At 36.2% G+C, this 12768-nt stretch carries 16 protein-coding genes; 5 read left to right on the top strand and 11 right to left on the bottom strand.

Features of this window, described 5'->3' with window-relative positions:
• Positions 1–87: 87 nt before the first annotated feature.
• From panB to AMET_RS26835, 3 genes are all read right to left on the bottom strand, one after another.
• Positions 88–936 (bottom strand): 3-methyl-2-oxobutanoate hydroxymethyltransferase, encoded by an 849-nt coding sequence (gene panB / locus AMET_RS05865; RefSeq protein ID WP_012062438.1) that lies wholly within the window; start codon positions 934–936, stop codon positions 88–90.
• A gap of 725 nt (positions 937–1661) precedes the next feature.
• Positions 1662–1844, bottom strand: a complete 183-nt coding sequence (locus tag AMET_RS05860) for a hypothetical protein (RefSeq protein ID WP_041720414.1) — start codon at positions 1842–1844, stop codon at positions 1662–1664.
• A gap of 77 nt (positions 1845–1921) precedes the next feature.
• Positions 1922–2050 carry a hypothetical protein gene (locus AMET_RS26835; RefSeq protein WP_278184239.1) on the bottom strand — a complete coding sequence of 43 codons (129 nt, stop codon included), beginning with the start codon at positions 2048–2050 and terminating at the stop codon, positions 1922–1924.
• Positions 2051–2335: 285 nt separating this feature from the next.
• Between AMET_RS26835 and AMET_RS05855 the strand changes: the two genes are divergently transcribed.
• Together AMET_RS05855 and AMET_RS05850 are read left to right on the top strand one after the other, a co-directional pair.
• A complete protein-coding gene (locus AMET_RS05855) occupies positions 2336–4147 on the top strand; it encodes a heme NO-binding domain-containing protein (RefSeq protein WP_012062436.1) in 1812 nt (603 codons plus the stop codon).
• Positions 4148–4242: 95 nt separating this feature from the next.
• A complete protein-coding gene (locus tag AMET_RS05850; protein WP_012062435.1) occupies positions 4243–4983 on the top strand; it encodes a CAP domain-containing protein in 741 nt (246 codons plus the stop codon).
• A gap of 96 nt (positions 4984–5079) precedes the next feature.
• Here AMET_RS05850 and AMET_RS05845 read toward each other — a convergent pair whose 3' ends face one another.
• The 3 genes from AMET_RS05845 to AMET_RS05835 all read right to left on the bottom strand — a co-directional run bounded on the left by AMET_RS05845 (position 5080) and on the right by AMET_RS05835 (position 6216).
• Positions 5080–5307, bottom strand: coding sequence for a glutaredoxin family protein (locus tag AMET_RS05845; RefSeq protein ID WP_012062434.1), 228 nt, complete (start codon positions 5305–5307; stop codon positions 5080–5082).
• A gap of 144 nt (positions 5308–5451) precedes the next feature.
• Complete coding sequence (locus AMET_RS05840) at positions 5452–5988, bottom strand: D-glycero-alpha-D-manno-heptose-1,7-bisphosphate 7-phosphatase (protein WP_012062433.1); 537 nt, start codon at positions 5986–5988, stop codon at positions 5452–5454.
• Between the two features lie 15 nt (positions 5989–6003).
• Positions 6004–6216, bottom strand: coding sequence for a hypothetical protein (locus AMET_RS05835; protein WP_012062432.1), 213 nt, complete (start codon positions 6214–6216; stop codon positions 6004–6006).
• A 165-nt stretch (positions 6217–6381) separates the two neighbouring features.
• On the opposite strand from AMET_RS05835, the gene AMET_RS05830 reads away from it, so the two are divergent.
• On the top strand, positions 6382–6951 hold the full coding sequence (locus tag AMET_RS05830) for a folate family ECF transporter S component (RefSeq protein ID WP_012062431.1): 570 nt from the start codon (positions 6382–6384) through the stop codon (positions 6949–6951).
• Positions 6952–6989: 38 nt separating this feature from the next.
• Here AMET_RS05830 and AMET_RS05825 read toward each other — a convergent pair whose 3' ends face one another.
• Genes AMET_RS05825 through AMET_RS05815 form a run of 3 tightly spaced genes read right to left on the bottom strand, consistent with a single transcriptional unit; the run spans position 6990 to position 8746 of the window.
• Positions 6990–7280 carry a metal-sensitive transcriptional regulator gene (locus tag AMET_RS05825; protein WP_242661395.1) on the bottom strand — a complete coding sequence of 97 codons (291 nt, stop codon included), beginning with the start codon at positions 7278–7280 and terminating at the stop codon, positions 6990–6992.
• A 19-nt stretch (positions 7281–7299) separates the two neighbouring features.
• Positions 7300–7986: a Crp/Fnr family transcriptional regulator gene (locus tag AMET_RS05820; protein ID WP_012062429.1), complete on the bottom strand. Its 687-nt coding sequence runs from the start codon at positions 7984–7986 to the stop codon at positions 7300–7302.
• A 19-nt stretch (positions 7987–8005) separates the two neighbouring features.
• Complete coding sequence (locus AMET_RS05815; protein ID WP_012062428.1) at positions 8006–8746, bottom strand: class I SAM-dependent methyltransferase; 741 nt, start codon at positions 8744–8746, stop codon at positions 8006–8008.
• 319 nt (positions 8747–9065) lie between these two features.
• Here AMET_RS05815 and AMET_RS05810 point away from each other — a divergent pair, with 319 nt between their 5' ends.
• Entirely contained in the window at positions 9066–9473 is a 408-nt protein-coding gene (locus AMET_RS05810; RefSeq protein WP_012062427.1) for a DUF1622 domain-containing protein, read from the top strand.
• Between the two features lie 161 nt (positions 9474–9634).
• Here AMET_RS05810 and cooS read toward each other — a convergent pair whose 3' ends face one another.
• Positions 9635–11767, bottom strand: coding sequence for an anaerobic carbon-monoxide dehydrogenase catalytic subunit (gene cooS, locus AMET_RS05805; protein WP_012062426.1), 2133 nt, complete (start codon positions 11765–11767; stop codon positions 9635–9637).
• Positions 11768–12030: 263 nt separating this feature from the next.
• Between cooS and AMET_RS05800 the strand changes: the two genes are divergently transcribed.
• Positions 12031–12219, top strand: coding sequence for a DUF1858 domain-containing protein (locus tag AMET_RS05800; protein WP_012062425.1), 189 nt, complete (start codon positions 12031–12033; stop codon positions 12217–12219).
• Between the two features lie 42 nt (positions 12220–12261).
• On the opposite strand, the gene AMET_RS05795 is transcribed toward AMET_RS05800, so the two are convergent.
• Entirely contained in the window at positions 12262–12720 is a 459-nt protein-coding gene (locus AMET_RS05795; RefSeq protein ID WP_012062424.1) for a hypothetical protein, read from the bottom strand.
• Positions 12721–12768: the final 48 nt, after the last annotated feature.

Genomic DNA, 12768 nt, shown 5'->3' with positions numbered 1-12768 from the left:
ATTTTTTATGATTAATTTATGATTAAAGTGTTAAACTTTAAGTTTACTTAGTTAGTACGACAACTTATCTTTTGCCATTCAATGGTTTTACTTAAATTCTTGGAATAGCTTTTCAAACTCTTCTTGGGTGTCTAGTATGTGATACACATGATCATCTGTTGGGAACTGACCAGCTTTTACTTCTGCTACGTACTCTTTAAATGCATTTGTTTCTACTTCTGCTACATTAGCATATTTTTTGATAAACTTTGGTGTAAATGCTTGGAACTTTCCTAGCATATCTCCACTAATGACCAGCTGTCCATCACAGGGTCCTGCACCTATGGAGTAAACAGGGATGTCTAATTTATCAGCTATAAACTTGGTTACCTCTGGCGGTACGGCTTCTACTAATAATGAAAAAGCACCTGCCTCCTGAACAACCAAAGCATCTTGGATTAAAACCCTGGCATTGTCGACTCGTCTACCCTGGGCTTTAAATCCACCTAGTTGACCAGAACTTTGAGGTGTGAGTCCAATATGTCCCATTACTGGAATCCCTGCATCAGTAATTGCCCTAATACGACTTTTAACTCGGTCTCCCCCCTCTAGCTTAATACAATCTACATCCGCTTCCTTCATAAAACGAACTGCATTTCTTACGGCGTCTTCATCGGATACTTGGTAGGATCCAAAAGGCATATCTCCAATTACCCAAGTATTGGGAGCTCCTCTTCGTACAGCTTGACAATGGGAAATACAGTCTTCCATTGTTACTGGAATCGTTCCTTGGTATCCTAAAACAACCATACCTAGTGAATCTCCCACTAATATCATTTCCATGCCTGCTTGCTCTGCAAAGGATGCCGTGGGAAAATCATATGCAGTGACCCATGCAACCTGCTCCTCCGCCTTTTTCATCTTCATTAAGTCCAATATACTCTTCTTTTTTGCCATTTTAATCCCTTCCCTTCTACTATTTTTAATTTAATTAAAGTAAATAATAATTACTTCTAAATTTGTTTGACTTGTTTAGCTTTTCTAATCTGTTATGTATTTTTCACATTTTAGAATGTTGTTCTATTTTTATATTTCTTCATACATCATCAAACTCCTTCTTATTTTGCGAAAAAAAATTAATTATTTTTAATATTTTAATTTTTCATAATTCTATTCATTATTGTAGCTTTAAGCACTCTTACATTCGGTGAAATACCCTGTTTTTTTTAGTAATAAGAAATCCATTAGAATCGTTATCTATACACTATCCTTAAATTATATTTTACTTTTACAAAATCATTCCGAAAAAATTCTAAATACTAATATATTGTTCTACTACATTCTTGATAAAAAAAGCGTCTACGACGCTTTCGCTAGATGAAACAACTAAGTGATCAACACAATTTAGCAAGCTAAACTGGTTGCCTACTTATAGGAAACCCTAGGTTTCCTTCGACGACAGCCAAGCTGTCTGAGCACCTTCCTGAGTACAGGCAGGGGATTTCATCCCCTACAACCCCTCTTTTTTATATAATAGGAAAGAAAACTTTCCTATTATATAAAAAAATCACCTAAGGTTTTTTATTTCAAAAACCTTAGGTGATCATCACTATCTGTATTTTTAGCTTTAGATTGTTCTCAAAGCAGCTCTAATTAAATTTCCAGCCTCATCGGTATTCATTTCAATCTCCTCCACTTTCCAATTCCTCAATTCGTTTTTCAAGCTCAATAATTTTGTTTAAAACCAACTCGTTATGACTTTCTTTTTTCCCAAAGTGCCTAATCACCAACACCGTAATCACAATTGGAACACCAAGCATTAATACAATCAATACTAAACTTAACAACTGATATAATATTCCCATGGTCTCTATAGATTGCTCCTTTCTTCACTGGAATCTCATCTATATTATATCATAAGAGACTAAAGGCCTGACAATGATCAGGCTTTTAGTCTACTTTCTTTTACAGAGATTCTAAATCCACTTGAACGTCCCAGTAAGCTCGGGGCATCAGCTCCATAAACTTCCATGGAAATCTTTTCAATCTTATCTTTAATTGAATCTATCACATCATATTTTATTTAAGCTCATCCTCTTTATAATGTATTCCCACTTTATTTCATGAATATTCTTTGATTTTTTTCCCTAAGCAAAATAGCTTCACCTGATTGTGTTTGATATATCATCATTGTTTGTCCGTCACCTAAGCTTATAAATTTTATTAAATGATAGATTGAGTTCCTTTATTTGTGGTATTATTATTATTAGGATTAATTTCGGTGTATTCCTACGATTCACCGGTATCATAAGACCGTTCATATATAGCAATACAACAAACGAAAGGAAGTGTTCTGATGAAAGGTACAGTTGTTTCCACTTGGCTCCAAAGCCTACGGGATTTATTTGATCATGATGTAGTTGACCGCGCAGTGGAGTCCATCGGCTGGAGTAAGGAGCGAATGATTACACCTCTTGAGGATATTAAGGATGAGGAAATTTTTTCGATTTTCGATTATATTTCCAAGGAGACCAACGAACCAGTTGATACAATCTGGCGTAAAGTAGGTAAACAAAATATTTATTCCTTCCAGAAATGGTTTCCTTCTTATTTTGAACGACATAGTTTAAAGGGATTTCTTCTAATGATGGACGATGTCCATGCACAATTAACAAAAATGATCAAAGGTGCCAATCCGCCTCGCCTAATCGCCGAAGAAATAAGTGGAAAAGAAATTGAGATCACTTACATATCCCATCGTGGACTCTTTGATTACTTCCTAGGGCTATTAGAAGGTAGCGCTGCTTATTTCAACGAAAAACTCACACATCAAAAATTAGATTCAGGCACTACCGATGATGGACGACAATTTATGAAGGTAAGGATTCAACTTGAGAAATCACCTGATCAAATTATTCGACCAAGATTTACAAAGCTGATGGGTTTTGGAGTGATCCAGAGTTTACCTCTAAAGCTCAGTCTTTTCCCGTCATTAACTTTGTTGATTACCTTGGCTTTGCTACCCCAGATAACATGGTTTACTACGTTATTTGTTACAGGCATTACATTCTTTTCAAGCTTGTTAGTAGCCTCCTTAGTTACAGGACCTCTCAACATTTTACAGGCTGAATTAGAGAAACTTCAAAATCATGACTTTGCAAGCAAAACAACCGTGAAAACTGGAGATACAATCGAAAACCTTGTGGACGCACTCAATCATACCAAACTGGTTTTAAAGAAGGATTTCTTGTTTTTAAAGGGTGGCAATGACGATATGAGCAACTTTGTTCAAGAATTTTCAGTCATCTCTCAAAACATGAAACAGCTTTCTGATTCCATATCTGATGTCGTCAATGAAGTTGCCTTAGGCGCTACCAATCAAGCAGAAGAGACTGAGAGTTCGGTATTCGTCTTAGACCAATACATTACAGCACTAAATCAGATCGTCACTAAGGAGACCGAAGGCAAAGACCAGTTAAAGCAATCCACCTATAAGCTTCAAAGCTCTTTTAATGATATTCAAACTGTCACAAAGGACATTAATCAAGTCAGGAATAACTTTAGTACTGTTAATGAGAAGGGACAGGAATTATCTACTCAGGTATCTAAAATTCTAGAAATTAGTAGTACTGTAGAATTCATTGCCGATCAAACAAACCTGTTGGCATTAAATGCCGCCATTGAAGCTGCACGTGCTGGAGAAGCCGGTCGTGGATTTTCCGTTGTGGCTGAAGAGATTCGTAAACTAGCTGAAAATTCTAAGCAGGCGGTTGGTGAAATCAATGAAAACCTAGCATTCTTCATTCAACAGATCGAAGGGTTTGTAGGGGACATTCAGAATCAATATGGTCAATTGGCTTCTAGTAATGAAACCCTAGAAAAAGTAACTGCGGAAAACCATACTTCAACCGAGGAAATTGTTTCTGTTTCAGATATGATCGTAAAACTCATTGATGAGTTATCCTCTGAGACCAATCGCTTATCAGCTGTTGTTGAAAACATTCATGCCTTAGCGGCCATTGCTGAAGAAAATTCAGCTGCATCAGAGGAAATGAATGCCAATGTCACCCAGTATTCTGAAAAAGTTAAGGATCTATCAGATAACATTCAACTACTTGAAATACTCACTGGGAACTTTAAAAGTGAACTGAAAAAATACGAGATCTAAGACCAAATAAAAATGAGACTTAATTTAAGGGAAGGTTTTAACTCCCACTGAATTAAGTCTCATTTTATGAACATACTAATCCTGAGGTGATGGTTTTGAAAAATAAGTTTTCTATATCCATTGTTTTTTTTGTACTTTTATTCTTAATCAGTAGCTGTAGAGGGACATCTGAGGAACCCATGGCCACTAAGCAATCTTCTATTTTTAAAGAAGCTGAAGTGAGTAGAGTGATTGTTCAATCCAACTCATTAATTGTCCATTCTGGAAACAGTACTGATTTCCCAATGATCAAAGAAGTATCCCAAGATACAGTCCTAAGTGTGATTGGCAAATCAGACGATTGGTATATTGTCATACTAGATAGTGGACAAGTTGGTTGTGTTTCACAAATACATGTATCTCCTTATATTGAAGCTCCTGATACTTCAATGAATTCATCTTTAAGGGAAAAAATTGCACCTAACGAACAAAGAATGTTTGACTTAGTTAACCAAGAACGTATTAAGCACAATCTATCACCCCTAGAACTAGATTTAGAGCTTACCCGTGTGGCACGATTGAAATCTCAGGATATGATTGATGATAACTACTTTAATCATTATTCACCCAGTTATGGCAGTCCCTTTGAGATGCTAGAAAAGTTTGGAGTACAGTACATTTATGCTGGGGAAAATTTAGCTGGCAATCATTCTGTAGAAACAGCTCATACATCCTTAATGGATTCACCTACCCATAGGGAAAATATATTAAATCCTAATTTCACAAATGTTGGTATCGGCATCAGAGAAGGAGGTCCCTATGGTAAAATGTTCACACAAATGTTTGTGGGACGATAAAATTCCCCTTTCAACCCCTTTTTAATTTAATAGGAAAGAAGAACTTTCCTATTAAATTAAATAAAAAGTTCCCTGGTAGGTACCAGGGAATTTTTATTATAGCATACCTTCAATTTTATCTGGGTCGAAACCAACAATCATTTCTCCATCAATTTGGATCACGGGAACAGCCATAATTTTATGCTTCATTAATTCTTTTCTTGCAGATGGATCCTCTTGAACATTTTTTTCAGTAAATTCAACACCTTTTTCCGAAAGAAACTCCTTCGCTGTATGACAGTGCGGTCATGTGTTGCTGGTATAAACAATAATTTCCTTTGCCATTTTAACTCCTCCTTTTTTGTTTATCTATAGTTTTCGTAATTTTGATAGAAAAATTCTATTTCCCTTTAAAATAACACTGGTATATACTAATACTTATATGTATTTTAACATATATTTCTTGCCAAGCCAAATATTGTCGTATTTTTAACATTCTTTTAATATTTCTTTCACTACCGCCTCTAAATCAACTTTTCTCTTTTTATTTCGATCCGATAAATTAGCTTCATTGATCTGTGCTCGTGGATCTACTCTGCCAATTTTCGCTGTTCGACATCCAGCCTCGAGTCCTGCGGTTATATCGGTATCACGATCTCCCACCATCCAGCTCTTTTTCAAATCGATATCATATTTATCCGCTAACTTCAAGATCATTCCTGGTCTCGGCTTCCGATCTTCACTATCCGTTTTGAAATAAGGACAATACATGATCTCTTTAAAGTGACAGTAGTCTTTGACCTCTTCCTCTAGATGAGTATGTATCTTCTTTAAGTCTTCATCAGTGAGATGCCCTAATTCAATTCCCCCTTGATTTGTTACAACAAACAAATCATATCCTGCCTCATAGGCTTTTCGTAACCCTTCCTTTACACCATCATATAGTATTAAATCCTTTGGCTGATTAACATGTGTTTCATTGTCATTTAAGACGCCGTCCCGATCAAAAAAAATTGCTTTCCTCATTATTTACACACCCTTTCAGTTATCTTGTAGATATTGTTTGATTCCTTTTCTCAATTCATGTCTCGTATACAAGGGGTCTCCATAATTCTTAATATTGTCATATTGTATTAACTCAATAATTGCATTTAAGTTATACTTATTCACTTCGTCAACGGAATGAAAAAAATCCTTCTTCCGATCTATTTCTTGTAGAAATACCATTATACTTTTGTCAGTATGTGTTTTCATAATGAACCTCCTTTGTATTTTTATTGAAAAAATGTTACAATAATGAAATGCATTAGTACCCAGTTAACATTCAGTGTGAGTCACAATACCACTGTATTAAGCGCTCTTTTTACACTAGATTGATTGTTTTTTTGGTAAAATCTAACCACCATAAGGAGTGAATTCATGAAATTTAACACAAGGAAACTCGTTACCCTTTCTTTGTTAATGGCTTTAACAATTGTTTTTACTCGTATTGCAAGTATTAGAATCCCCTTCGGTGGTGTTGAAGGAGTCCGTGTGGGCTTCGGGTCCCTACCGATTTTACTAGCTGGAATACTATTTGGTCCTATAAGCGGATTCATTGTGGGAGCATTAGGAGATCTGATTGGATACTTTTTAAATCCCATGGGAGCTTATATGCCTCATTTTACATTGTCAGCAGGTTTATCGGGTTTCATACCTGGATCGATTTATTATTTTACTTTTAGACCCAAATCCAATATTCATTTTTCATCAAAGCTCCAAGTGTCGCGACCTTCATTTTGGTTGATTTTTATATCCATATTAATTGGACAAGTGACTATATCTCTCTTACTTATTCCTTATTTTTTAAGTGCTTTATTTAGTATTCCTTATGAGTTAACAATCATTCCACGGACCATTACACAACTAATCAGTATTCCCATTTTCTCATGGGTCATTTGGATCATAAGTAACAAAACCAATATCTTTGACTATGTGAAATCAAAATAGCTCAAAAAAAACGATGTGATTAGGCTCACATCGCTTTTTTATTTCATAAACTTTAAAATCGTCTTTAATACTTTATCAATTTCATCAGAGCTAATGTTATCCTTTAACAAGCATTCTTTGGAGTGATTTTCAATGATCAGTTGTCCTACCCGATCGACGGAGGACTTTACCGCTGTAATTTGTAACAGTATGTCTTCACATTCCTTGTCTTCTTCAATCATCTTTTCAATCCCTTGTATATGACCTTTAATGGTTCTTAATCGATTAACGATATCCTTCTTTACTTCCTTTTCTTCCAATTGCGCCACTTCCCTTTGTTTATTTTGCAATTAAACTTGCACTTACCATTTACTGAACCCAGCTCCTTAACTTTTTAATATCCTGTATAATAATCTTCTTACCTTGAACTTCCAGAGCCCCTTCCTTTTTAAATTGACTCAATGCTCTACTCACTGTTTCTCTTGCTGTGCCAATCATATTTGCCAGTTCCTGACGGGAAATATTCAATTCAATTTCAATTCCCGCCGCGCTTTCTACACCATGCTCCTCCCCTAGCTTTAATATGGTTAGAGCAGTTCGCATATAGGTATCTCCTAAAGCCAATTCCTTCACCTTTTGTTGGGAAGCAAACAGTTTCTTACTAAAAACTTTAATGATCTGAAGCGCAATATCTGCATCTCCTCGAATCAGTTCTTCAAGGTCTTGGTTTCGAATCATTCCTATACTAGCATCTTCCAATACTTCCGTAGAGGCAGGGTAGGGTATGTCATTAAATAAGGTAACTTCAGCAAATACATCTCCCTGGGATAAAATCGTAAAGATTAATTCTCTTCCATCCGCAGTGGTTTTATATACCTTTATCTTTCCTGATTTAACAAAGTAAAATGCCTCACCTGGATCTCCATCCATAAAAATAATGGATCCCTTTCTAACATTTCTTTCAATGGTCATATTTGCAATCTTTTTTAAAGCCTCTTCTTTTAATTTAGAAAAAGCAGGCACTTTTCTCAATATATCTATCGTGGTGTCTTTCATAGGCTCAATCCTTTTTTGCTTATTTTTTTGCAACGACAACTGTTGCATAGGCTTCTTGACTGTAGGGTTCTTCCTTAAAACTTCCAAAGAAATTCATATCCCGAAAGCCTACGACTCTTAAAAGTCCTTCAAGCTGTTCTTGTTGTAATAGATATAATGGTACTGAGTTCCGATAGACTCGTTGTGCCTCTCCATCATTGATGATTAATTCCGTATTAAAATTAATGAGTCCTACACGTTGATTCGGCTCATACCTTCTAATAAATTTGACCCCAGCTTCCTTATTGTCAATGGTGGGTAGACCATTAATATCATATTTTAGAATGCGGTCATAGTTAATAATTTGTAGAATCAGACTCCCTTCTTCCTCTAACAAATGATACATTTGTCTCAGAGCTTCCTCCATATCCACAAGCTTGGTTAAATGTACTAATGAATTCCCAATACAAAAAATCGAACCAAATTTTTCATGTGGAAAGACTTCATTTAATGCAGTCATATCCCCAGTATTTGCATCTACATGCACATTGTTTTCATGAGATTTGCTTATGGTCTCCTGAATCATTTTCTCATCTAAGTCAACAGCTGATACCTCTATATTCTTTTTAGCCAAGGCAATTGCATAGTTTCCTGTACCACAGGCTACGTCCAATACATTTCTTTTATTTTCAGGTATATGCTTTATAATCAGATTTACCTGCGCTTCTCCAGTGGGAAAAATAAAATCATAGTATTTGCTAAACTCTTCATAAAAGGTCATGTCTTCCTCTCCTCTCATTCTTATTATAAATGAAAAGCAATCATGTTAAAAGCAATAGTCATATAATTCTATGTTATATACCCTTTTAATCAATCATCTATGCATTTCAGTGATAACCAAATTAACACAACATTTTTATGCAAACGCTACCAATCAGATGGTTTGCAACCTTTCTTTTTCAAGAAAATTCAAACTTTATTTTTTTTAAATAATATGTTTGACAAAGTAATTTTAGAGGAGCATAATGATATATGGAATAAGACTAGTGCAAGACACAAACGATTATTTCTGATTATCAATTTTAGGAGGCGCATGTCAAATGATCTTGGAGCACTTTATGGAAATTGCCGTTCCTTACGCAATTCATTTATTAGAAGCAATGGGCATCTTTGTTATTCTATTTACAGCTTTAAAGGCCTTTGCCCAATATGCAGTACAAACCTTTAACTTTACCGATGATACAATAAAGATTGAATTAGCCAAGTCCTTAGCCTTGGGTTTAGAATTTAAGCTAGCCGGTGAGATCCTAAAGACAGTCACCATTAGAGACCTAAGCGAAGTCTATGTCTTAGCTGCAATTATCGCCCTTAGGGTCATTTTAACCTTTGTCATCCACTGGGAGATCGAGTCTGACATCAAGCATTGTAATGAGTTTAAGAATTTAAAGGAATCTCAAGACCCAAAGAAAACCTTTCGTCTCTTAAAGGGACGCGTTAATCAACATTGATTATGATAACATAATTAATAATAGATGATTATCAAAGAAGCCCATGGAGGACTTCTTTTTTTAGTGCACTTATGAGTCGATGAGAGAGCATCATACGAATTCTATTGTCAAAAAAAGAAAGGATTCACTATGGAATCCTTTCTTTGCATAGACAATCCTATTTAATTTAACCCTAATTCCTTTCGTTTCTTTTCAATATGATCCACATAAATCTGTATTGTTTTCTCTGCATCCATTTCCACCACTACTTTTCCAAGTCCTAGGGTCTCAGTTGTTTCGGTTAATGTTTTCACTACTAGATCACTACCTGTAATAGAAGGAACAGGCGCCACATGAACTAACCATCCTAAGGCAACAGCAGTACATGCATCAGCCACAGCTTTTTGCTCTAAATATTCAGGTGCCCCAATAACAAGAGGAAGCATATTGGTATCAACATCAAGTGCATCAGCTAATTCAACTGCAGTTTGAGTCATCTTTCCAATATCCACACAGGCTCCATAGGTTAATACCGGTGGAATGCCTAGTTTCTCGCAAACAGCCTTCAATCCCTCTCCACACTCTTCAGATGCCTTGGGGTTTGTTAATCCCGTATACTCCATTACACTAGAAGTACATCCACCAGAGAGGACTAAAATATTGTTTTCAATTAAGCCCTTGGTAATCTTAAAAATATTACTTCCACCCTGGCCATATCTCGCTGTGGTACAACCTACAATGGTGGCAATACCTCTTATATTTCCGTTTGCAATCTGTTCAATTAATGGGTCAAAGCTTCCGCCAAGGGCATTTCGTACTGACTCCGTACTAAATCCAACCATACAATCTGACACATGGGGCGGAATATAGGTTTTACGATTAGCCTGCTTTCTTTCTTTAAAGGATTCGATTGCCATATCCAGTGCCTTCACAGCTTGTTCCTTCATCTTTTCAGGCACAAAGTCCAAAGTCTCGGTTCCTTGCAATTTTATAACAGGATGTGTACTCAATAGCTTTGTCCCAAACTTTTTCGCAAATATAGGCATCGTCGGTACAGTACAATTATAATCAAACATAAACAGATCTACCACACCAGTAGCCAATAGGTATTCTTGGGATAGCCATTCTCCTTCTTGTCCCCCATAGGCGCTTTGGTTATGCATTCCTTCATAATTGATGAGCTGTTGCCCTTCACATACATGTCCAAATATTTTGATGCCATCCGCACCAGCATCCTTTGCCTTCTGTTGCCATTCATCGGTTGAGGCGATGTCGATGGCCACATGGGCAAGTAAAGGCATATGCCCATTGGTCACAACATTAATTTGATTTTTCTTTAATAATCCCATATTCTGTTTCTTCATTGCAATCTCCTGGGTTCCCATTAATATTTCCTGCACAATATTTAGTAGGAATAATCCTTGGTACTCATTGGCAACACCCAAACGTACACTTCTCAGTAGAAACTCCACAGGGTCTGAGTTAAAGTTGGTCATACATTGGGTTTGGGCATAGGCAACCTCACTATATCCGCCTCCTGGGAATAACCCCAGTTCTCTCCAAAGTTTCTTTCGCTTCGTAGGTGCAAAGGCTTCAACTGCCTTAGATTCCACATGATGAGGCAAGTGGATGTCATCCATTACCCACTGTGCAAATGTAACTGCCAGCTTATCAATTGGTTGATTCGCATCGAGTCCAGCCATATCAGCATACTTTTTCAATTTTTCTGGGTCACGAATCTTTAACCCACTCTCTGGATGCTCTCCTGCAGCCTTTAATGTACGGGCAGCTTGATGGCAATGAAAAATATTTGCTGATGTACCAATGGTTACATGACGGTATACAAAGTTTCTCGCCACCATTGTGTGAGCATCCACGCCACAGACACCCCTAGGGGCCTTTTTACTAATCCGACAAGGGCCATTGGCACAGAGCTGACAGGACAGGCCTTCAATACAAAACTTACATTGGGTTGGCTGTTGCTCACTGAAACGATCGAATACATTACTCATTCCAGCATTATGTACAACTTGATACATCTCTCTCATGGCAGGATCAATGATGGTGTTTAAAGGGTAGCCTTCCTTTGACTGATCATCCTTTTTAATATGCTCTCTTTGCCACTTGTGGACCTCTTCCATTGATGGTGATTTTTCAATTCCTTCATAATCAACCTGAGCCTTATCATGAGCGTCCTTATGCAAACTAGGATCATTATAGTCTGCATCTGTCAAATCTGCTGAAAATGTCTTTTGATCCCCTCTCATCCGTTCAGCACTTCTTTGATAAGAATTTTGTACATCTTTATCTGACACAGTTTTCCCTCCTTCTAAAAATATCAATATTTGCTACTATCCCTATTAGTCTTCCAATACTTTGAAAAATTATTCTATTTGTGACAATCATCACACTTTTTAGTGACGCAGATCATCTTTTTTAATCTATTTTTCCCCTATACTATAGTTAGTACTAAACATAGTAAATCCATCTAACAAGACAGTACATTTTATAATCATCGTTTCTAGTCTGAATTGACAGAAGTGTCATTTTAAAAATAATTAACTTTGGAGGGAATATAATGGAAAAAATTACAAAAGATACATTAATCGGTAACGCTTTAAAAATCAATCCTAATTCAGCATCCATTTTAATGTCCTTTGGTATGGGATGCTTGGGTTGTCCTTCATCTCAAATGGAGACAATAGAGCAAGCAGCTGCGGTGCATGGAATTGACGCCGAGGCATTACTTGAAAAATTAAACGCCTAAACAAAAAAAGTGATAAACCTAATACTTAGGTTTATCACTTTTTTAGCTTTTATATTTTTGTACTACCTTTTGATATTCAATGATTCTAAATATATAGGTATAGATCATTTTTCGAAATACCGCATTATTAAGCAATTGTAAATCAAGCTGACATATACAGTATTCTAACAATCGTTTATGAAATGTGCTTTGTGGGAATTGAATTTTACTTTCTGCACCTTCCACTAATCGCTCTTCATAATCCTTGCATTCTAAAAGTACATTCATCAATTGATAAAGATCTGGCAGTAATCCGTTTCGACTTTGTATTTTTTCTATCCTTTTACTCATTGTTTGAAGAGAGGGCCTGATGCCTTCCATGCTTCCAGTGATTTGATCAAATTCTTTTTGTGATATCACATCACTCTCATAAAGCAATTGAATTAACCGTTGATCTTGATCTACATATATCAGTGTGTTTTCAAGCACTTGACCCACTTCATTTTTCCAATTCCTATCCATTACTTTCTTCACCCCTCTTATTACATAAAAATACCGCCACTTTGTATA

The organism is Alkaliphilus metalliredigens QYMF, from assembly GCF_000016985.1.
GTDB lineage: Bacteria > Bacillota > Clostridia > Peptostreptococcales > Natronincolaceae > Alkaliphilus_A > Alkaliphilus_A metalliredigens.
Note: the sequence above shows the minus strand (reverse complement) of the source record. Positions and strands in the feature narration are given on the sequence as shown.